General features: G+C 75.2%; 23 protein-coding genes. 14 read left to right on the top strand and 9 right to left on the bottom strand.

Going from position 1 to position 18,822, the window contains the following annotated elements:
• Positions 1 to 851: ribokinase (locus NUM_RS16125; RefSeq protein ID WP_207125651.1), on the bottom strand; the 851-nt coding region annotated here is incomplete at its 3' end.
• Positions 848 to 1,924, bottom strand: coding sequence for a LacI family DNA-binding transcriptional regulator (locus NUM_RS16120; RefSeq protein WP_207125650.1), 1,077 nt, complete (start codon positions 1,922 to 1,924; stop codon positions 848 to 850). The genes NUM_RS16120 and NUM_RS16125, both read right to left, overlap by 4 nt.
• 277 nt (positions 1,925 to 2,201) lie before the next feature.
• Between NUM_RS16120 and NUM_RS16115 the strand changes: the two genes are divergently transcribed.
• A complete protein-coding gene (locus NUM_RS16115) occupies positions 2,202 to 3,833 on the top strand; it encodes a hypothetical protein (RefSeq protein WP_207125649.1) in 1,632 nt (543 codons plus the stop codon).
• 58 nt (positions 3,834 to 3,891) lie between these two features.
• On the opposite strand, the gene NUM_RS16110 is transcribed toward NUM_RS16115, so the two are convergent.
• On the bottom strand, positions 3,892 to 4,479 hold the full coding sequence (locus tag NUM_RS16110; protein ID WP_207125648.1) for a nitroreductase family protein: 588 nt from the start codon (positions 4,477 to 4,479) through the stop codon (positions 3,892 to 3,894).
• A 406-nt stretch (positions 4,480 to 4,885) separates the two neighbouring features.
• Between NUM_RS16110 and NUM_RS16105 the strand changes: the two genes are divergently transcribed.
• Both NUM_RS16105 and NUM_RS16100 read left to right on the top strand, forming a co-directional pair.
• A complete protein-coding gene (locus NUM_RS16105; protein ID WP_207125684.1) occupies positions 4,886 to 5,470 on the top strand; it encodes a TetR/AcrR family transcriptional regulator in 585 nt (194 codons plus the stop codon).
• Positions 5,471 to 5,763: 293 nt separating this feature from the next.
• The gene (locus NUM_RS16100; protein WP_207125647.1) at positions 5,764 to 6,927 is read left to right on the top strand and encodes an MGDG synthase family glycosyltransferase; all 1,164 of its coding nucleotides are present in this window, start codon (positions 5,764 to 5,766) and stop codon (positions 6,925 to 6,927) included.
• A 309-nt stretch (positions 6,928 to 7,236) separates the two neighbouring features.
• Here the strand turns inward: NUM_RS16100 and NUM_RS16095 are convergent, their stop codons facing one another.
• Positions 7,237 to 7,728 carry a DUF3592 domain-containing protein gene (locus NUM_RS16095; protein WP_207125646.1) on the bottom strand — a complete coding sequence of 164 codons (492 nt, stop codon included), beginning with the start codon at positions 7,726 to 7,728 and terminating at the stop codon, positions 7,237 to 7,239.
• Positions 7,729 to 7,779: 51 nt separating this feature from the next.
• Here NUM_RS16095 and NUM_RS16090 point away from each other — a divergent pair, with 51 nt between their 5' ends.
• The 3 genes from NUM_RS16090 to NUM_RS16080 are packed head-to-tail and all read left to right on the top strand — an operon-like array spanning position 7,780 to position 10,511.
• Positions 7,780 to 8,385, top strand: a complete 606-nt coding sequence (locus NUM_RS16090; protein ID WP_207125645.1) for a DUF2231 domain-containing protein — start codon at positions 7,780 to 7,782, stop codon at positions 8,383 to 8,385.
• A 9-nt stretch (positions 8,386 to 8,394) separates the two neighbouring features.
• Positions 8,395 to 9,072, top strand: a complete 678-nt coding sequence (locus NUM_RS16085) for a response regulator transcription factor (RefSeq protein WP_207125644.1) — start codon at positions 8,395 to 8,397, stop codon at positions 9,070 to 9,072.
• Complete coding sequence (locus NUM_RS16080; RefSeq protein WP_207125643.1) at positions 9,069 to 10,511, top strand: HAMP domain-containing sensor histidine kinase; 1,443 nt, start codon at positions 9,069 to 9,071, stop codon at positions 10,509 to 10,511. The genes NUM_RS16085 and NUM_RS16080 overlap by 4 nt, the downstream gene beginning before the upstream one ends.
• A 47-nt stretch (positions 10,512 to 10,558) precedes the next feature.
• On the opposite strand, the gene NUM_RS16075 is transcribed toward NUM_RS16080, so the two are convergent.
• Positions 10,559 to 11,005 (bottom strand): GNAT family N-acetyltransferase, encoded by a 447-nt coding sequence (locus tag NUM_RS16075; protein ID WP_225918613.1) that lies wholly within the window; start codon positions 11,003 to 11,005, stop codon positions 10,559 to 10,561.
• 245 nt (positions 11,006 to 11,250) lie between these two features.
• On the bottom strand, positions 11,251 to 11,496 hold the full coding sequence (locus NUM_RS16070) for a hypothetical protein (RefSeq protein WP_207125641.1): 246 nt from the start codon (positions 11,494 to 11,496) through the stop codon (positions 11,251 to 11,253).
• A gap of 217 nt (positions 11,497 to 11,713) precedes the next feature.
• Between NUM_RS16070 and NUM_RS16065 the strand changes: the two genes are divergently transcribed.
• Positions 11,714 to 12,586, top strand: coding sequence for a BlaI/MecI/CopY family transcriptional regulator (locus tag NUM_RS16065; protein WP_207125640.1), 873 nt, complete (start codon positions 11,714 to 11,716; stop codon positions 12,584 to 12,586).
• A gap of 35 nt (positions 12,587 to 12,621) precedes the next feature.
• Here the strand turns inward: NUM_RS16065 and NUM_RS16060 are convergent, their stop codons facing one another.
• On the bottom strand, positions 12,622 to 12,825 hold the full coding sequence (locus NUM_RS16060) for a hypothetical protein (protein WP_207125639.1): 204 nt from the start codon (positions 12,823 to 12,825) through the stop codon (positions 12,622 to 12,624).
• Between the two features lie 174 nt (positions 12,826 to 12,999).
• Here NUM_RS16060 and NUM_RS16055 point away from each other — a divergent pair, with 174 nt between their 5' ends.
• From NUM_RS16055 to NUM_RS16030, 6 genes are all read left to right on the top strand, one after another.
• Entirely contained in the window at positions 13,000 to 13,251 is a 252-nt protein-coding gene (locus NUM_RS16055) for a hypothetical protein (RefSeq protein ID WP_207125638.1), read from the top strand.
• 93 nt (positions 13,252 to 13,344) lie between these two features.
• Complete coding sequence (locus NUM_RS16050; protein WP_207125637.1) at positions 13,345 to 13,680, top strand: hypothetical protein; 336 nt, start codon at positions 13,345 to 13,347, stop codon at positions 13,678 to 13,680.
• Positions 13,677 to 14,570 carry an FAD:protein FMN transferase gene (locus NUM_RS16045; protein WP_207125636.1) on the top strand — a complete coding sequence of 298 codons (894 nt, stop codon included), beginning with the start codon at positions 13,677 to 13,679 and terminating at the stop codon, positions 14,568 to 14,570. The genes NUM_RS16050 and NUM_RS16045 overlap by 4 nt, the downstream gene beginning before the upstream one ends.
• On the top strand, positions 14,567 to 15,100 hold the full coding sequence (locus NUM_RS16040; protein WP_207125635.1) for a ferric reductase-like transmembrane domain-containing protein: 534 nt from the start codon (positions 14,567 to 14,569) through the stop codon (positions 15,098 to 15,100). The genes NUM_RS16045 and NUM_RS16040 overlap by 4 nt, the downstream gene beginning before the upstream one ends.
• Positions 15,101 to 15,119: 19 nt before the next feature.
• Positions 15,120 to 16,379 carry an NADH-ubiquinone oxidoreductase-F iron-sulfur binding region domain-containing protein gene (locus NUM_RS16035; RefSeq protein ID WP_207125634.1) on the top strand — a complete coding sequence of 420 codons (1,260 nt, stop codon included), beginning with the start codon at positions 15,120 to 15,122 and terminating at the stop codon, positions 16,377 to 16,379.
• Complete coding sequence (locus tag NUM_RS16030) at positions 16,370 to 16,639, top strand: ferredoxin (RefSeq protein WP_207125633.1); 270 nt, start codon at positions 16,370 to 16,372, stop codon at positions 16,637 to 16,639. Before NUM_RS16035 ends, NUM_RS16030 begins: the two co-directional genes overlap by 10 nt.
• Positions 16,640 to 16,755: 116 nt before the next feature.
• Here the strand turns inward: NUM_RS16030 and NUM_RS16025 are convergent, their stop codons facing one another.
• Complete coding sequence (locus tag NUM_RS16025; RefSeq protein ID WP_207125632.1) at positions 16,756 to 17,121, bottom strand: ArsR/SmtB family transcription factor; 366 nt, start codon at positions 17,119 to 17,121, stop codon at positions 16,756 to 16,758.
• Between the two features lie 240 nt (positions 17,122 to 17,361).
• Between NUM_RS16025 and arsM the strand changes: the two genes are divergently transcribed.
• Positions 17,362 to 18,189 carry an arsenite methyltransferase gene (arsM, locus tag NUM_RS16020; RefSeq protein WP_207125631.1) on the top strand — a complete coding sequence of 276 codons (828 nt, stop codon included), beginning with the start codon at positions 17,362 to 17,364 and terminating at the stop codon, positions 18,187 to 18,189.
• Positions 18,190 to 18,237: 48 nt separating this feature from the next.
• On the opposite strand, the gene NUM_RS16015 is transcribed toward arsM, so the two are convergent.
• Complete coding sequence (locus tag NUM_RS16015) at positions 18,238 to 18,699, bottom strand: hypothetical protein (protein WP_207125630.1); 462 nt, start codon at positions 18,697 to 18,699, stop codon at positions 18,238 to 18,240.
• Positions 18,700 to 18,822 lie beyond the last annotated feature (123 nt).

The raw sequence follows: 18,822 nt of genomic DNA, 5'->3' as shown, positions 1-18,822 counted from the left end.
CCCGCGGCGCAGCCGGCCCGTACCGCCCGCGGCAGGCTCCGACCGTCGGCCAGTGCCGCGGCGAGGACGCCGCAGAACGCGTCGCCGGCCCCGGTCGTGTCGAGTACCGCGGCCGGCAGCGCCGGCTGGTGCCAGGAGTCGTCGCCGGTGCAGGCGACCGCGCCGTCGCCGCCCAGCGTGATCACCACCGCGGCCGGCCCCTGCTCGCGCAGCGCGGCGGCGACCTTCAGCCAGCCGGCCGGCTGCTGCGGCGCGTGGGTACCGGCCACCGCGGTGGCCTCGGTCTCGTTGACCACCAGCACATCCACGTGGGCCAGCAGCGTGGCCAGGTCGCTGCCGCCCGGCTGCGGCGGTGGGGCCGCGTTGAGCACCACCCGGGCACCGGTGGCGCGCGCCGCGGTGGCCGCCGCGGCGGCGGTCGCCAGCGGTACCTCCAGCTGCAGCAGCACCACGTCGTCCGGGTCGAGCCGGGACCCCAGGTCGGCGATCGCCTCCGCGGTCAGCGCGGAGTTCGCGCCGGGCGCGACGACGATGGTGTTCTCCGCGTCGGCGGCGACCGTGACCAGCGCCAGCCCGGTCGGCGCCGTACCGTCCTCGATCAGCCGGTCGAGCCCGACGCCCTGCTCGGTCAGCGCGGTGCGCAGCAGCCGGCCGAACGAGTCGGCGCCGACCGCCGCGTACAGCTCGGTGGCGATCCCCCACCGGCTCGCCGCGACCGCCTGGTTGGCGCCCTTGCCGCCGGGCAGCAGCGCGGTGTCGGTGGCCAGCAACGTCTGCCCGGGCGCCGGCAGGGCAGCCACCTGCGTGGTGACGTCCACGTTCGCGCTGCCGACCACGACGACCCGGCTCATGCCGGTACCCCCGCGTCGTCGCCGGGCGTCGGCGCGTCGCCGTCCACATCGGACTCGTCACCGACGATCGGGTCGGGGCAGCCGCAGGACCCGCGGGCCACCAGGTCGACCGGCAGCACCGAGCTCGCGGTGTCCGCGCCGGGATCGTCCAGGCGGTCCAGCAACCGGCGCACCGCGGTCTGGCCCAGCTCCTCGAACGGCTGCGCCATCGTGGTCAGCGCCGGTGAGGTGTACGCGGCGGCGGCGATCCCGTCGAACGAGGCGACCGCCACGTCGTCCGGGCAGCGGATGCCGAGGTCCTGCATCGCCCGCAGCACACCGATGGCCTGCTGGTCGCTGGCCACGAACACCGCATCGAACCGGCCGTCGGCGAGCATCTCCCGGGCGGCGCGGTACCCGGCCCGGCGGCCGAACGAACCGTGCCACACCGACATCTCGCTGGGGCGTACCCCGGCCTCGGCCAGCGCGTCGCGCCAGCCGGTGACCCGGGCGTTGGCCGGTACCACGTCCTCCGGGCCGGCGATGCAGCCGATCCGGCGCCGGCCGTGCGCGAGCAGGTGTTCGGTGGCGGCCCGGGCGCCGCCGCGGTGGTCGGCCATCACGGCCGCGGCGTACCGCCCCGGGGTCTGCCGGTCGAGCGTCACCCAGGCCACGCCGGACTGCTGCAGCTCGGGCAGGCAACTGGTCGGCCCGTGCGCGGGCACCAGGAACAGGCCGTCGACGCGGCGGGCGAGGAAGGTCCGCACGTACGCGGTCTGCCGGGCGTCGTCCTCGGCCGCGTTGCCGATCAGCAGCGTGTAGTCCTCGGCGAACGCCGCCTCCTCGATGGCCCGCGCCAGCTGGGCGAAGAACGGGTTCGAGGTGTCCGGTACCAGCAGCCCGAAGGTCATGGTGCGGTTGGTGCGCAGCGACCGGGCGATGCCGTTGGGCCGGTAGCCGAGCTGTTCGATCGCGGCGAGCACCCGCGCCCTGGTCTCCGGCGCGACACCACGCGGTCCTCCGTTGAGCACGTAACTCACGACCGCGGGCGAGGTACCCGCGAGCTTCGCGACATCCGACCGGCGTACGGCCACCGAACCTCCCAGCAACGCGTGTTGCTACAGCAGTTGCCGAAGATGGTGTGACGTGGCGGTTAACAGAAGCAACACGTGTTGATTCGTCGTGGCCGAATCGTGACCTCCGCACGCCTGCCGCCGGTTCCGCGTCGTCGGCGGGACGCGGACCGCGCCCCCGACGCCCGCGCAGCGGGGCCGGTTCCGGACCCGGTCGCGACCGCTTGCGCAACCTCGTCAACCGTTGGATACTCCGCGCACCGTCGCCGAGCAACACGAGTTGATGGGGGCTCCTCTGGTGAGCACGCGCAGACAGTTCATCCGTGCCGGCGGTGGGTTGGTGGCGGGGATCGCCATGGCGGGGCCAGCCGGACCTGCCTTCGCCCGGGAGGCCGGGCCGGGTACCGCCACCCGCTGGCAGTCCGCGCTGCTCCGGGTCGCCGGTGGCGACCGGCTGGTGTACCGGCGCGACGCGGAGGGGAACCGCCTCCCGGACTTCGGTCACGCCGGTTACCGCAACGGAGCGCCGATCCCCGCGGTACCGGTCGTCGCGCGGACCGGCCCGGTGCCGGGAGACAACACCGCGCACCTGCAGGCGGCGCTGGACGCGGTGGGCAGGCTGCCGAGGCGCGCCGACGGGTTCCGCGGCGCCCTGCTGCTCGCTCCGGGCGAGTACCCGGTGGCCGGAACGGTGTTCCTCGACCGCGACGGGGTGGTGCTCCGCGGGTCCGGATCGGGGCCGGATCCCGGGCACGACACCGTTGTCCTCGGTACCGGCGACACGCTGCTTGGACCGCCCGTGTTCATCGTCGGCGGCGCGTCGACCTGGGGCCCCGGCGAGACGCTGTGGGCCGGCGCGGTCCCCGGCAGCCGCACGTCGATCACCAGCGAACTCGTCGCCGTCGGGGAACGGTCCTTCACCGTCGCCGACCCGACGGCGCTGCGCGTGGGAGACAACGTCATCGTGACCCATCCGTGTACCGCCGAGTGGCTCGCCGCCGTCGACGGCGGCGGTACGCACGGCGGACCGGACTGGCGGGTCGGCGAGGACCCGATCCTCTACAACCGTTACGTGGTGGGGATCAGGGGCAACCGGGTCACGATCGACGCACCGCTGTTCAACGACCTGCGGCGGGAACTGTCGCCGAGCTACCTCTACCGCTGGGACCGCGCCGGGCTGGTCGACAACGTCGGCGTGGAGCACCTGAACATCGACATCCAGTACACCGGGCCCACCGACGAGGACCAGGCGAACGCCGGCGCGGGCATCGCCCTTTCACTCGTCGAGGACGCGTGGGTACGCGACTGCACGACCAGTCACTTCTGGTTCTCCGGCGTGCGGACCACGGAGACCACCCGCGCCACCATCGAGGACTGCCGGGCGCTCGACCCGGTCGCGAGCATCGCCGGCTCCCGCCGCTACAACTTCGCCGCCGGGCCCTACTCCCAGCAGATCCTGTTCACCGGCTGCCACGCGACCAACGGGCGGCACAACTTCGTCGCCTTCGGGAAGTCCAAGACCTCCGGCATCGTCTTCCACCGCAACCTCGGCGAGGGCAGCTACACCGGCTGCGAGGGGCACGCCGGCTGGAGCCAGGGGCTGCTGTTCGACAACCACCGGGAGCTCGCACCGAACCTCTCCGCGGTGGAGCACGAGTACCGGCTGTTGCTGGGCTGTCGTGGCAACTACGGCGGCAACCAGGGCTGGGGTGCCGTCAACTCGGTGGCCTGGCGATCGACGGTGCAGGCGCCGGGCAGCCTCGTCGTACAGAAACCCCCCACCGCGCAGAACTACGCCATCGGCTGCGCCACGGACGTCTCCGGGAACGGCCCGTTCGCCGAACCCGCCGGGTACATCGAGGGCACCAACCGGGCCGGCCTGCTGCCGGAGTCGCTGTACGAGGCGCAACGGCAGGCCCGGCGCGCCTGAGCCGGGCGGGGTACCGGACCCGCGGGGGTGCCCCGGCCGGCTCGGCTCGACCGGCTCATCACGCCACCGAGGTCGGTACCGCGACGGCGGCCGGCGTCGTGGGCCAGCACAGGTCCTCGATCGACCGGCGCTCCCGGCTGGAGGTGACGGTGCCGTACGCGGGGGCGTCGTCGTCGGCCCGCCCGATCGCCGTCATCGACGTCGCCTCCCAATGCGCGGGAACGGCGAACTCGGCCTCGACCGCGGCCCGGTCGAACGCGCGGAACTGGTGCGCCTGCAGTCCGAGCGCGACGGCCTGCACGGTCATGTGCGCGACGGCCTGGCCCAGGTCGTAGTGCGCGAACTCGGAGTACTCGAAGTCGGTGTCCGCGACGAACCGCTGGGCCAGGTTGACCACCAGCAGCCCGGCCTCCGGCGCCCACGCCGACGAGCTCCGGGCGAGGTACGGCAGCAGCCGGCGGTGGGCGTCGTCCCCGCGGCGGGCGACGAGGAACGCCCACGGTTGCGAGTTGCCGGCCGACGGCGCCCGCCGCGCGGCCTCCAGCAGTACCCGAAGGTCACCGTCGGTGACGTCGTGGTCGAGGCGGAACCGCATCGGGCTGTGCCGCTCGGCGAGCAGGCGGTGGAGTACCGGATCGGGCTGCATGGCGGTGCCAACCCGCGCCGACCGGCCGGCATTCCCGGCGCCCGGGCCGCCGCCCGGGGCGGTCGTCGGCCGAACACGGACCGTACGGGTCAGCCGATCGTGTGGACTTCGATCACACTCGCGCCCCCGGGTTGGCCACTGTCCCCGGTCGGCAGGTAGGTTTCTGCTCAGCGCGGCGGTCATCCGCTGGGGGGCGTAGGACAGCCGCGCAGTGGGGGGAGTCGTCGAGCGGTATCGGGGGGTTCTGCTCGACCCGAGACTTCCACGGGCCCCGCCGGTCACCGGCGGGGCCTCTTCACGTTCCGACACGATCCGTGACCGCGGTTGCCGCTGCTAAGCTAACCGGATCAACGTTCCTGATAACCGGGTGGGGGCGTTGCTCCGGATCGGCACCGAGGAGGCGGCCGTGCCCGCAGCGGGCGACACCGGCAGGACCCGCGGCCGGCGGGCCGACGCGGTCCGCAACCAGCAGGCGCTGCTCGCCGCCGCCGCCGAGGTGTTCGTCGAGGCCGGCGTCGACGCGCCGATCCGGCAGATCGCCGCCCGGGCCGGTGTCGGGCTGGGCACCATCTACCGGCACTTCCCCACCCGCGCCGACCTGGTCGTCGCCGTGTTCCGGCACCAGGTCGAGGAGTGCGCCGAGGCCGGGCCGCGGCTGCTGGCCGCCGCCGACTCCCCGTTCGCCGCGCTGCGCGCGTGGCTCGACGGGTTCGTCGACTTCCTCGTCACCAAGCACGGCCTGGCCACCACGATGCAGCCGGACAGCAGCGGGTTCGCCGCCCTGCACGGGTACTTCGTCGACCGGCTGGTGCCGGTCTGCCGGCAGCTGCTCGACGCCTGCGCCGCGGCCGGCGAGATCGACACCGACCTCGCGCCGTACGAGCTGCTGCGCGGCATCGGCAACCTGTGCATCGGCGCCGACGACCGGTACCAGCCGCGCCGCCTGATCGACCTGCTGCTGCGCGGCCTGCGCACCCCACCCCCGGCCTGACCGGACGACCGCGTCGCCTCGCCCGGCGCTCCGGCCGCTGTCACCGCGGAGCCGGCATCGGGAGGCGATCGCCCGGCACGACCCTCGACGGCGCGGCGGGCGGGATGGCGCAGTTGTGCGGTAGCCGGCATGTCGCGGTCACGTGTTCGTCACCCGCACGTCGGGCACGGTCGGATGTACTGGGCAGCGTCCTGCCCACCGGCGTCGCCGGCGCGGGCAACGGCGACCGCGGTGCCGGGCCGGCGGCCCCACCCGGACGGCGGCCACCACGGCCGGGAAGAGGGCACGCCCCGATGAGCCACATCGCGATCGTCTCGGCGAGCGTCGGTGCCGGGCACGACGGCGCCGCGGCCGAGCTGGGCCGCCGGCTGACCGCGGCCGGCTACCGGGTCGACACGCACGACCTGGTCGAGCTGCTGCCACGCCCGTTCGGGGCGCTGCTGTCGCACGGGTACCAGCGGCAGGTGCAGAGCGCGCCGTGGCTGTGGCACGCCACCGCGTCCACGTTCGACCGCGCCCTGCCGGCCGCGGCCGCCGCCCGGGCCACCCGTACCGGGGACCGCCGGATCCTCGCCGCCGTGCGCCCGGACACCGTGGCGGTGATCTCCACGTACCCGCTGGCCAGCCAGGCGTTGGGACGGCTGCGCCGGTCGGGGCAGCTCGCCGTGCCGGTGATCACCTACCTGACCGACCCGTACGTGCACCGCACCTGGATCGCCGACGGCGTCGATGCGACCCTCGCGGTACACGCCGCCACCGCGGCTCAGGCGCGCCGGCTCGGCGCCCGCACCGTACGGCTGGTGGCGCCGGCGGTGGCGCCCGGTTTCCGGCCGGCCGCCGGGACCGACGAGGTCCGTACCGCCCGGCGCAGGTTCCGGCTGCCGCCGACCGGCCCGCTGGCGCTGATCGTCGCCGGCTCGCTCGGCCTCGGCCGGCCCGAACGCACCGCGACCGACGTGCTGGCCACCGGCCTGGCCACCCCCGTCGTGGCCTGCGGCCGGTACCGCACGCTGCACCAGCGGCTGACCGCCGTCCCCGGCCCGGTACCGCTGGGCTGGACCGACGAGATGCCCACCCTGATGCGCGCGGTGGACGTGGTCATCCACAACGCGGGCGGGCTGACCAGCCTGGAGGCGCTCGCCACCGGCCTCCCGACGATCACCTACCGGCCGCTGGCCGGCCACGGCCGCGCCAACGCCGCCACCCTCGAACGCGCCGGGATCATCCCCTGGGTACGCGACGTCGAGCAGTTGGACGGCGCGCTGCGGGCCGCGCTGGGCCGGCCGGACCGCCGGCACGACACCCGGTCCGCGCCCGACCCCGCCGCCACCATCGTCGGCCTGCTCGACCGGCGACCGGTCACCCGGGTGCACGTACCGGACCGGCAGCGGTGGCTCCGGCCGCGCGGCACCGGCGGGCTGTCGGCGCGCCGGCCACCGACCCGCAGCCACCAGTGACCGACCGGCCCGGGCGACGAGGCCCCCGCCGGCGCACCGATTCCGAGCCGTCTCCAAGGAGCCATGATGGCGATCGTCTGCGGCACGTGCCAGCACCCGGAACCCGACCACTTCGACGGCGTGTGCTGGCACAACTCGCCCGAGGACCGGTGCTGCGAGGTGCCGGACCTCCGGTCACCGCAGTGCCTGTGCGAGGAACACCGACCGCACCCGAGGCCGCCGGCGGATCCGACGCCGGTACGGGAGCGGGCGGTGTGCGGCACGCTGCGGCCGGCTGGCCGGCGACCGCTGCCCCGGACGCTCGCCCGGTCAGGAGTCGCGGCCGGCGCGCCGGCGGGTCAGCACCCGGGACACCACGGTCACCGCCAGCACCACCAGCACCCCGCCACCGATCGCGAGGTCGCGGTACGCCTCGGCCAGTGAGTCGCGGTGGCCGGCGAGCCGGACCACCGTCGGGTCAGCGGCCAGGTACTGCACCGCGACCCGCTGCCCGTCCCGGTACTCGTCCTGCACGCGGATGCCGACCGTGGTCTCCACCCGGGAGCCGGCGGCGGTGCGGAACGCGACCCGGATCTGGTCCTGCTCGCTGCTGCCGGCGCGCAGGTGCGCCTGGGTGACCACCGCGGTGGCCCGGGCCGGGTGGCCGTCGTCGAGCTGGTGACGCTCCTGGATGCGCTGCGCGCCCGCGCCCGCCATGCCGACCCCGAAGAGCAGCACGAGCAGCCCGAACACCGCGCCCAGGACGGTGCACACCGCCCGCTTGGCGCGCGACGCTCGCGCGGGTTCGCGCAGCCCGGCCATGGCTCCGCAGGGTAACAAGCGGGGGCGAACCGGGCGTCTCATCGTGTTCTCATGATGGCCGGCGAGGATGCCCGGGCCAGCTGCCGCGAGTCGGAGGGAGACGTCGTGTTCGGGGAGATCGCCGGATTGCCGGCCCACGTGCTGCTCATCCACGTGGTCGTGGTGCTGGTGCCGCTGGCGGCACTGGCCGCGGTGCTGTGTGCGGTGTGGCCGGCGCTGCGGAGGCGGATCGGGGTGCTGCTGCCGATCCTGGCGCTGGTCGCGCTGGTGGCGGTACCGCTGACCACCCAGGCCGGCGAGTGGCTGGAGCGCCGGGTGACGCCGACCACCGCGCTGCGGGCGCACACCCGGCTCGGCGACGGCCTGCTCCCCTGGGTCGGCGGGCTGTTCCTGGTGTGCGCGGCGATCTGGCTGGTGCACCGGATCCCCACCTCCCCGCTCGCCGACCGCAGCACGAGCACCGACGGCAGCACGAGCACCAGTGGTACGAGCACCGGTGGTGGCACGCTGCTGCGGGTCGTGCTGATCGTGCTCACCGTCGTGCTGGCCGCGGGCAGCGTGACGCAGACCTACCGGATCGGCGATTCCGGGGCGCGCGCGGCGTGGCAGGGTCGGTTCGCGCAGCAGGCGGCGCCGCACCGGCACGGCGACGACTAGGCTTTCGGCGTGGTCATCGGGGTGGCCGACGACGAGCCGGCGGTCCGCGACGCGCTGGTCCGGGCGCTGCGCTTCGAGGGGTACGCGGTGGCCACCGCCGCCGACGGTGCCGCGGCGCTGCGGCTGTTCGCCGGCCACGACGTCGAGCTGCTCGTGCTCGACGTGCGGATGCCCGGCATGGACGGCCTCGACGCCTGCCGGGCGCTGCGCGCCGCGGGCAACCCGGTGCCGGTGCTGATGCTGACCGCCGCCGACGCGGTGCGCGACCGGGTGGCCGGGCTCGACGCGGGCGCCGACGACTACCTGGCGAAGCCGTTCGCGCTGCCCGAACTGCTGGCCCGGATCCGGGCGCTGCTGCGCCGCGCCACGCCCGCCACGCCGGAAGTGCTCGGCTACGGCGACCTGCGGCTGGACACCGGTACCCGGGAGGTGCGGCGCGGCGCCCGGCTCGTCCGGCTGACCCGCACCGAGTTCACCATCCTGGAGATGTTCCTGCGCCATCCGCGCCAGGTGCTGTACCGCTCGACGGTGGTGCAGGCGATCTGGGGTGGTGACGTGTCGCCGACCTCCAACAGCCTCGACGTGTACGTCGGGTACCTGCGGCGCAAGCTGGAGGCCGGCGGCGAGCCACGGCTGCTGCACACCGCGCGCGGGATCGGTTACGTGCTGCGGGAAACGCCGCTGTGAACCGCCCCGGGGCCGCCCGCCGGCCGGGGGTACGGCGGGGCGCGGCGCGGCGGTGGCGCGGCCTGACGTTGCGGGCCCGGCTGACCTCGATCGCGGCGGCGGCGGTCGCGGTGGCGGTGGTGGGTGTGTCGGTGGTGGCGTTCGTCGCGGTCGGCCACCAGGTACGGGCCTCGGTGGACCAGACGCTGCGCCGGGACGCCGAGACCGTGGCCGCGGCCCCGGGCGAGTGGGCCCACCGCGGCGTGCTGGACGGCGACGACGACGGGCGCGGCGACCCCGATCACGACCACGACCTCAGCCCGCGGGTACAGGTGCTGGACGGCGCCGGGCGGCCCGTCCGCGCGACCGGGCTGCCGGTGACCGGTCGGGCCCGCCGGATCGCCACCGGGCACGGGCGGGAGGCGTTCGAGCAGGTGCCGGTGCACGGCGCGGACTACCGGATGCTGACCCGGCGGGCGGCCGGTGGCGGTGCCGTGCAGGTCGCGGTGTCGCTGCACGGCGCGCGGGAGACGATGACCGGAGTCGGCCTGGCGATCCTGGTCGTCGGGGCGATCGGGGTGGCCGCCGCGGCGGCGCTCGGTGCGCTGGTCGCCCGCGCGGGACTGCGGCCAGTCGACCGGCTCACCGCGGCCGTCGAGCACGTCACCGCGACCGCCGACCTCGACACCAGCGTCGACGCCGGTCTCGACGCGTCCGGCCGCGACGAGGTCGGCCGCCTGGCCGCCGCGTTCAACACCATGCTGGCGGCGCTGCGCTCGTCCCGGGCGGCGCAGCGGCTGCTGGTCGAGGACGCCGGGCACGAGCTGCGTACCCCGCTGACCAGCCTGCGCACCAACATCCAGCTGCTGATCCGGGCCGACCGGCAACGCGACCGGCAGCTGTCCGACGCCGACCGCGGCCGGCTGCTCGCCGACCTGGACGCGCAGACCACCGAGCTGACCCGGCTGGTCGGCGAGCTGGTCAACCTGGCCCGCGACGACCACGGCGCGGAGCTGGTCGAGCCGGTCGACCTGGCCGAGCTGGTGGACCTCGCGGTGCAGCGGCTGCCGGCCGGGACGCCGGTCGACGCCGACTACCAGCACCTGTCGGTACCGGGCCGGGCCACGTCGCTGACCCGGATGGTGGCGAACCTGCTCGACAACGCCGTCAAGTGGAGCCCGCCGGGCGCGCCCGTCACGGTACGGCTGCGGGCCGCGACCGGTGCCGACGGCGCGCCGGGCGCCGAGCTGTCGGTCGCCGACCGGGGGCCGGGCGTGGCCGAGGCGGACCTCCCGCACATCTTCGAACGGTTCCACCGGGCGCCCACCGCCCGCTCGGTGCCCGGCTCCGGGCTCGGCCTGGCGATCGTCGCGCAGGCGGTCGCGCTGCACGCCGGTAACGTCCGGGTCGAGCCGGTGCACCCTACCGGCGCCCGCTTCGTCGTCTGGCTCCCGTCCTGACGGTGCCGACGCCGTGGGCCGCCGGGGTGAGGCGGCGCGCGGCCGGGTCAGGTCAGGCGGAGGTCGATCCAGGGCGCGGTGTCGCCCTCCCGCAGCAGGTACCGGTCGGTCTCGACGAAGCCGTGCCGCTCGGCGAACCGCAACCCGTCCGGGTTCGACGCGAGTACCACGGTCTCGATCGTCTGGGCGCCCAGCTCGCGGGCCTGGGCCAGGGCCCGCTCGTACAGCCGGGTGCCGAGGCCGCGGCGACGGAACTCCGGCAGTACCCGGGCGATGACGGTGGCGGTGGCGCCGTTGTCGGCGGTCGGCGGCCGCACCGTGGTGCAGCCGACGAGCGTCTCGCCGAGGTACGCGACCTCCATCCGGTTGCGGCCGACACGGTCCCGGACGTCGTCGAGCGAGAGCGGATCGCCGGGAATGATCAGGTTGTGCACGAAGCGCCAGTTCCGGATCGTGGCGTCGTCGCCCACGGCAAGGCTGCGAAGGTCGGTCACCCGACCAGCAAACACGACGAGCGCGGTGGGCCCCGCCCCGGGACCACGGTCGGGGTTCGGCGCGGCGGGCCGGGCCCCGGGGCCGGTCGGGGGTTCGGCGCGCCCGGCCCGGACCCCGAGCGAGGTGCGGCGGGCCCCGGGCCGTCGCACGGGCCTGGCGGGTCGGCGACGGCCCGGACCGCCCGCGCGGGGTGCCGGACACGACGTGGCCGGCGCCCGCTCCGCGCCCGCCTCGCCGGTCGGCGTCAGATGCGCTTGGACAGCTTGAGGCTGAGCCACTTCCCGATGTACGCGCCGGCGCCGGCGAGCACCGCGCAGGCCGCCGGCCAGGACGACGTGGAGACGTCGTCGAGGACGAGGGCGAACACGGCGAAGGCGATGATCCAGCCGATGGCGGCACCGAGCAGGGCGCTCAGCATCGCCCCGGCGAGCGCGTTGCGGTAGTTCTTCTCCGTCGGTGTGTCGACGTGCGGCGCAGAGTTCGTCGTCATGGCTCTCTCTATCCGGTCAACGCTCTCTCTATCCGGTCAACGGGGTCCACGAGGTACCGGCCGGCCGTCGTACCGGGCCGTCCGGTTGCGGCGTGAACCGCACGAGCTGGGTCTCTGCAAGAATCCAAACGCGCGCCGCTCGGGGCAAGAATGTCCCGATCCACGACGAGAATGTGGCATCCGGACCGGCGGCCGCTGCGGTGCGGTGGAGGAGCGGGTGACGGCGCGCGAGATCAGGTACCGGATGACCCGGGCCGAGTTCGACGTGGTGAGCGTGTTCGGCAGCCTGCTGGCGACCGAGGTGCCGGGGCCGGTGTTCGTCGCGGTGCTGGCCCACCGCGGCTACTCGGCGAGCAGCGTCCGCAACCAGTTGCGCCGGATGGTCGAACGTGGCGTACTCGTCTCGCGGCGATGCGGGCGGCACGCCAACTACCGGCGGGCCGTGCAGATCAACCACCAGTACGAGCGGCTGTCCGGCAGCCTGGCGCTGCCCGTCTACACCGGGAGTTTCCCGGCGCTGATCGTCACGATCCCGGAGTCGGACCGGTCCCATCGCGACCGCGTCGTCTACCTCGCCCGCCTCTGCGGTTACCGGCAGGTGCGGGCCGGCGTGCTCATCGCGCTCGACCTCCCGGCCGCGGACCGGCTGCGGGCCGCGCTCACCGAGGCGCGCGTCGACCACGACGGCGTCGACGCCTGCACCCTGGTACCGGAGTCGCGGGAGCAGGCGCGGGCCTGGGTACGCAGGGCGTTCGATCCGGCCGCGGCGGGTGCCGCCGTGGACGCGCTGGCCGCCCGGGTCGCGGCGATGGTGGCGGACCCGGACCTGGACCAGGCCCGGTACTTCGACGTGTTCCATGCCCTGTCCGCCGAGACGAGCCGGACCCGGCCGCTGCCGCGCTCGCTGGCGCCCGGCTACGACGCCGACACCCGGCTCGCCGCGCTGGCCAACCGGGTGGTGGGCGTGTGGCTGGAACGCTTCGCCTCGGCGATGTTCGACGAGGTGGCCGGGTTGCCCGAGGCGGCCTCGATCGAGTGGGACCTGGCCCGCTGGAGCGCGACCGGGACGGCTCCGCCCGACTTCCGGTGAGCCGCGAGCGCCCGCCGTCCATCCACAGTGGACGATCAGGGGCGGTCGTCGACCAGCAGGTGCAGCGGTACCAGGGTGGCCAGCTCGGCGAAGTCGTCGATCTCGGCGACCAGCCGACCATGGTGCTTGATCTGGTAGAACCCGCTGTCCGCCGGGCCGCCGCGCAGCCAGCCGGGCAACGCGCGCACGCTCCAGGAGCCGTCGACGCTGCGCCACGCGCCGGTGGTGGTGGATGCCATGGCAGCGACGCTACGAAAGCCGGGCCGCCGGCAACATCGACTTTGGTCCCCATTTCATCGCTCAGAGGAGTGAATCCGCGACACTGGGAGACTGGATCGCGGCCGGCGGTGCGCCGGCTTACGGTGCCGTGCAGGGCGGTCGCGGACGTAACCGGTGGACACGATCTGACCGGCGTGACCACCTCGCGGCTGCTGCTGGAACTGCGGGACGGGGACATCGACGCGGTCACCGAGGCGTGCCAGGACGCCGAGATCCAGCGGCTCGACCTCGGCCTCGGTCGTCGATCGTGCGCCCGTGTCGGGGCCGGCCGTGGCGCCACCGGGTGCTCGGCGGGGTCCGGACAGGGCGATGGTGGTCTCATCGTTGCTTCATGTGCGGGTGCCACGGTGGGCCTGGGCGGGGACACGGCGGCCTGGACCGGGTGAACCGGGCGGGTTTTCAGGTAGCTCCCAGGTGGGCGACAGGTCGCTCTGGGTACCTCGGCCGACTCTTGCGGTAACGCGAGCGGAGGGGGCGCCATGGACACCGATCCGAACGCACGACTGCGGCGCGGACGCCGCCGGCTGCGGCGGGTGACCGGAGGTGTCGCCGTCGGCGCCGCGGCGGCGGCGACCGCGTTCGCCGGGGTGTTCGCCGCGGCGGCCGGGCACACGGCGACGAACCCGTCGGACACCACCCGATCCACCCATGACAGCCCGCACCGCGGCACCGGCGACACCGGTACCGGCAACGACTCGGACGGGCACCCTGACGGGTCCCGGCTGACGCCGACGCAGCCGCCGACGTCCTCGCCCGGCGGCTCGTCGGGCGGATCGTCGGGCGGGTCGTCGGATGCGCGGTCGGGTGCGTCGTGACGTCGCCGTCGGTCCGCTTCCCCCGGTGGGGCGGCACCGTGGTGGTCGCCACCGTGGACGAGGCCGCCCTGCCGGCGGCGGTACGGGTCACCCGCAGCGTGCTGTCCACGGTCGACCGGGCGGCCAGCCGGTTCCGGGACGACTCGGAGGTACGCCGGGTCGAGGCGGCCGGCGACTGGCGACCGGTCGGTGCGGTACTGGCCGAGCTGGTCACCGCGGCGCTGCGGGTGGCGGCCGCGACCGACGGGCTGGTCGATCCGACCGTGTCGGTGGCAGACCTCGGGTACGACCGGGACATCGCCGCGTTGCCACCGGAGGTGCCGACCCGGCCGGTACGGCCGGCGCCGGGCTGGACCCGGATCGGCTGGCGACCGGCGGAACGGTTGCTGCGCCTGCCGTCCGGTGTCCGCCTCGATCTCGGCGCGACGGCGAAGGCGGTGGCCGCCGACTGGGCGGCACAGCGTGCCCATCGGCGTACCGGCGCGGGCACGCTGGTGGCGGTCGGCGGTGACGTGTCGGTCGCCGGCGGCGGGCCGGTCGGCGGCTGGCGCGTCGAGGTCGGCGACGACCACGAGCGGCCGGCCGCCGGCGATCCGGTGGTGGCGATCACCGGCGGCGGCCTCGCCACCTCCGGTGTCACCCGGCGGCGCTGGCGGCGGGACGGGGTCACGGTGCACCACATCGTCGACCCGCGTACCGGCCGGTGCGCGGACGGCGGCTGGCGCACCGTCACCGTCGCCGCGGCCAGCTGCCTGGACGCCAACGCGGCCAGTACCGCCGCGATCGTCCGCGGCGCCGACGCCGCCGGTTGGCTTGCCGCGCAACGGTTGCCCGCCCGGCTGGTCGACCTCGGCGGCCGGGTCACCACGGTCGCCGGGTGGCCGGCATGACCGCGCTCTGGTACGCCACCCGCGGCACCGGCGTGGTCGCGCTGCTGCTGTTGACCGGGACCGTACTGCTGGGCCTGCTCGGGCCGCTGCGGACCGCGTCGCCGCGGTGGCCACGGTTCGTGGTCGGCGGGTTGCACCGCAACCTGTCGCTGCTCGCGGTCGCCTTCGTCGGGGCGCACGTGGCGACCAGCGTGCTCGACACGTACGCCGGGATCGGTTGGTGGGACGCGATCGTGCCGTTCGGCTCGGTGTACCGGCCGTTCTGGCTCGGGCTCGGCGCGGTGGCGTTCGACCTGCTGCTGGCGGTGATCGTGACCAGCCTGCTGCGCGGGCGGATCCGGTACCGGTGGTGGCGCGCGGTGCACTGGCTCTCGTACGCCTGCTGGCCGCTCGCGATCGTGCACGCCTGGGGCACCGGTACCGACGCCGGCGGCGGCTGGGTGCTCGCGTCGACGCTCGGCTGCCTCGCCGCGGTGGCCGCGCTCGCGGTGACCCGCGCCGTGGTCGCACCGAAACGGCGACTGCCATGACCGGCGGCAGGAGGCCACGATGACCCGGACCGGGCCGATCGCCGACCCGGCGCGACTGCTCCCGGCGGGCGGTGCGCCGGCCGAGCTGGCCGCCCACCGGGCCCGGCACGGTGCGGTACCGCGGATCCGGGACGCGCGGGAGCTGGTGGCACTGGTGGAGGCGGCCGGGCTGCGCGGCCGCGGCGGGTCCGGCTTCCCGACGGCGCGCAAGCTCGCCGCCGTCGCGGCCGGCGGGCGCCGACCGATCGTGGTGGTCAACGCCTGCGAGTCCGAACCGGCCAGCCGCAAGGACGCGGTGTTGTTGCGGCACGCGCCCCACCTGGTACTCGACGGCGCGCTCGTCGCCGCCCGCGCCCTGCGCGCCCGGACCGTCGTGATCTGCCTGCACCGCGGTGATCCCGTGGCGGCGCACCTGAACGCGGCACTGTCGCAGCGGCGCGGCGACGGCGTCGACTGGCAGCTGGCCGAGGTGCCCCGACGGTACGTGGCGAGCGAGGCGTCGGCGCTGGCCCGGTTCCTGACCGACGGCGAGGCGCGCCCGACCGCACGACCGCCGCGGCCCGAACAGCGTGGCGTGCGCGGCCGGCCGACGCTGATCGACAACGCGGAGACGCTGGCGCAGCTGGCACTCGCGGTCCGGTACGGGCCGGAGTGGTACCGCTCGGTCGGCACCCGCACCGATCCCGGCACCGCACTGGTCACCGTCAGCGGCTGCGTGGCCCGACCCGGGGTGTACGAGATCGAGCTCGGTGCACCGCTCGCCACCGCGATCGGCGCCGCCGGCGGCCCGACGGTACCGGTCGGCGCCACCCTGGTCGGCGGCTACGGCGGCACCTGGGTACGCGATCCGGGGCTGCCACTGAGCCACGACCCGGCCGGGCGGGAGGGCAGCACGATCGGCGCCGGGGCCCTGATCGCCGTGCCCGCCACGGCATGTGGCCTCGTCGAGACCGCCCGGGTACTGGTCTTCCTCGCCGCCGAGTCGGCCGGCCAGTGCGGGCCGTGCACGTTCGGACTGCCGGCGATCGCCGACGACGTGGCGCGGCTCGCGGCCGGCCGGGCCGACGACGCCCTCGCGGGCCGGCTGACCCGCCGGCTCGGCCAGGTCACCGGCCGCGGCGCCTGCGCCCACCCGACCGGCGCGGTACGGCTCGCGCGCTCGATGCTGCGGGTGTTCGCCGACGACGTTCGCGCGCACCACCGCGGGCACCCCTGCCCACCGCAGCCGCCGGTACTCCCGATCCCGGCGCCGACGATGCTGGAGCGGGCATGGCGCTGAACGACCGCGTTCCGCCGAACCCCGCACGGCCGGACCGCCCGCGGAAGGCCCGCGTACCCACCGGCCCCGCGCTGCGGGTGGACCCGATCGGCTGCCAGGCGCACGGGCTGTGCGCCGAGTTGCTGCCCGGCCACGTGACGCTGGACGAGTGGGGCTATCCGATCCTGCCGACCGGCCCGGTACCGCCGGAGCTGCTGGCCGCCGCCCGCGCCGCGGTCCGCGCGTGCCCCACCCTCGCCCTCCGCATCGCCAGCGAGTAGCCGAACGCCGGATCACCGCAACGAACTCGGCCCCGCTACGGCCGACGAAACGGCGCGCCCGATGAGCACGGCCGCGCGCGATGGGCACCGCCGCAGCGCGCCTACCGCAGCAGCGGTCAGACGCTCGCCGCGGCCGGGGCCGACAGCAGGTCGGCCAGGCGGGCGAGCATCGCCGGGACGATCCAGTAGTAGACCCAGGTGCCGCGGCGTTCGCAGTCGATCAGGCCGGCCTGGCGCAACACCTTCAGGTGGTGCGAGATCGTCGGGCCGCTCACCTCGAACCGCGGCGTCAACTCGCACACGCAGACCTCGCCGCCGGCGTGCGAGGCGATCAGCGAGAGCAACTGCAGCCGGATCGGGTCGCCGAGCGCCTTGAACCCCGCGGCGGCGGCCGCGTCACTGGCCGGGATCGACTCCTGGGCGAGCGGCGGGCAGCAACCGGAGTCCTCGGTACCGGCCGGGACCGGGAGCTGTTTCGACATGCTTCTATCTTGACGGATGACGAATCAGGGTGCAAGCTCTGCTTAGACGTTCATCAATCCAGGGAGGGTCGTCATGATCCGTCTCCGCCGTCGCCGCCATGCTCCGCTCCGCGTCGACGAGGCCTGCGGCTGCGCCTGCGACAGCACCTGCCAGGCACACACCCGGCTCGACCGCGCCCACACCCACGCCGTCTCGGTCCTCGGCGGACCCCGCTGACCCGCGCCACGAAGGGATCCACCATGACCCAGGACCAGAGCACCGGAAACGCGCTGCGCGACGAGGTACGGGCCCGTTACGCCGAGGCCGCCCGCCGGATCACGGCGGCGGCACCGGCCGCGGGCCGTTGCGGACCGGCCGACAACGCGACCGTACTGGCCACCATCGACGCCAACGCCGACTGTTGTGGCGGCGGCTCGTGCGGTACCGGCGAGGCCGACCCGTTCGGCGCCGGCCGGTACGACCAGGCCGACCGGGACCAGCTGCCCGCCGACGCGGTGACCGCCTCGCTGGGCTGCGGCAACCCGCTCGCCGTCGCCGAGCTGGACGCGGGCGAGACGGTACTCGACCTCGGCTCCGGCGGTGGCATCGACGTGCTGCTGTCGGCGAAGCGGGTCGGCCCGACCGGCCGGGCGTACGGGCTGGACATGACCGACGACATGCTGGCGCTGGCGCGCAGCAACGCGGCCAGGGCCGGCGCCACGAACGTGGAGTTCCTCCAGGGCGAGATCGAGAACATCCCGCTGCCGGACGCGGCGGTGGACGTGATCATCTCCAACTGCGTGATCAACCTGTCCACCGACAAGCCGGCGGTGCTGGCCGAGGCGTTCCGGGTGCTGCGGCCCGGCGGCCGGATCGGCGTCTCCGACGTGGTCGCCGAGGACCGGCTCAGCCCGGCCGAACGCGCCGAACGAGGCCAGTGGGTCGGCTGCATCGCCGGCGCGCTGTCGGTCACCGAGTACCACGACGGCCTGGCCGCGGCGGGCTTCACCGACATCGAGATCACCCCGACCCAGCAGGCGGCCGACGGGATGCACGCCGCCATCGTCCGCGCCCGCAAACCGGCCTGAGCGGTCCTGCCGGGAGCTGGAGTCCGAGGACGGACGTTCGCGCGGTGCTCAGTCGGTCCGGCGGCGGGCCGCGCGGGTCGCCGCCGGTACCGACAGCAGCGCGGTGAGCAGCAGCAGCCCCTCGCCGGCCAGCGCGAGGATGCCGAGCGGATCGGCCCAGTGGCCGACGTCGTCCCGGATGGTCGGCAGCCCGACCGACCGGCTCAGCAGGTAGCCGGCGATCGCCAGCGCCGCGACGAGTCCGGCCGCGGCCCAGACCCGTGCGGTGTCGGCAGACAGCAGCAGCGCGGCGAGCACGATCCCCACGACGGACAGCAGCGCGAAGCCGACCCCGACCAGCGGCGCGGTCGCCAGGTGCTCCTCGAGTACCGGGACGTGCGCGACGGTCATCGCGGCGGCGCCCACCGCGGCGGGCAGCCGCCACCGGGAGCGCACGGGTACGCCGGCGAGCAGTCGGTCCGGCGCGGGACGCGGCCGCGGCGGCGCGGCCCGTTCGGTGGTGGAGTGCATCGCCGTCCTCCCAACGAAACGCGGTACGACAGGGGTTCGATCCGGCGCCCGGCAACGGATGGGTGCCCACCGCCGTACGGGTGACGAACGGGCGGGCCAGCGGCGTCGACGCCGCACCAACGA

Origin of the sequence: Actinocatenispora comari (assembly GCF_017312725.1) — a bacterium.
GTDB lineage: Bacteria > Actinomycetota > Actinomycetes > Mycobacteriales > Micromonosporaceae > Actinocatenispora > Actinocatenispora comari.
Note: the sequence above shows the minus strand (reverse complement) of the source record. Positions and strands in the feature narration are given on the sequence as shown.

Excerpts from the sequence above, each read along its gene's own strand:
- arsM (WP_207125631.1), top strand. The coding sequence starts at position 17,362 with ATGACCCAGGACCAGAGCACCGGAAACGCGCTGCGCGACGAGGTACGG.
- NUM_RS16100 (WP_207125647.1), top strand. The coding sequence starts at position 5,764 with ATGAGCCACATCGCGATCGTCTCGGCGAGCGTCGGTGCCGGGCACGAC.
- NUM_RS16015 (WP_207125630.1), bottom strand. The coding sequence starts at position 18,699 with ATGCACTCCACCACCGAACGGGCCGCGCCGCCGCGGCCGCGTCCCGCG.
- NUM_RS16030 (WP_207125633.1), top strand. The coding sequence starts at position 16,370 with ATGGCGCTGAACGACCGCGTTCCGCCGAACCCCGCACGGCCGGACCGC.
- NUM_RS16060 (WP_207125639.1), bottom strand. The coding sequence starts at position 12,825 with ATGGCATCCACCACCACCGGCGCGTGGCGCAGCGTCGACGGCTCCTGG.
- NUM_RS16070 (WP_207125641.1), bottom strand. The coding sequence starts at position 11,496 with ATGACGACGAACTCTGCGCCGCACGTCGACACACCGACGGAGAAGAAC.
- NUM_RS16095 (WP_207125646.1), bottom strand. The coding sequence starts at position 7,728 with ATGGCCGGGCTGCGCGAACCCGCGCGAGCGTCGCGCGCCAAGCGGGCG.
- NUM_RS16040 (WP_207125635.1), top strand. The coding sequence starts at position 14,567 with ATGACCGCGCTCTGGTACGCCACCCGCGGCACCGGCGTGGTCGCGCTG.
- NUM_RS16025 (WP_207125632.1), bottom strand. The coding sequence starts at position 17,121 with ATGTCGAAACAGCTCCCGGTCCCGGCCGGTACCGAGGACTCCGGTTGC.
- NUM_RS16050 (WP_207125637.1), top strand. The coding sequence starts at position 13,345 with ATGGACACCGATCCGAACGCACGACTGCGGCGCGGACGCCGCCGGCTG.
- NUM_RS16035 (WP_207125634.1), top strand. The coding sequence starts at position 15,120 with ATGACCCGGACCGGGCCGATCGCCGACCCGGCGCGACTGCTCCCGGCG.
- NUM_RS16110 (WP_207125648.1), bottom strand. The coding sequence starts at position 4,479 with ATGCAGCCCGATCCGGTACTCCACCGCCTGCTCGCCGAGCGGCACAGC.
- NUM_RS16090 (WP_207125645.1), top strand. The coding sequence starts at position 7,780 with ATGATGGCCGGCGAGGATGCCCGGGCCAGCTGCCGCGAGTCGGAGGGA.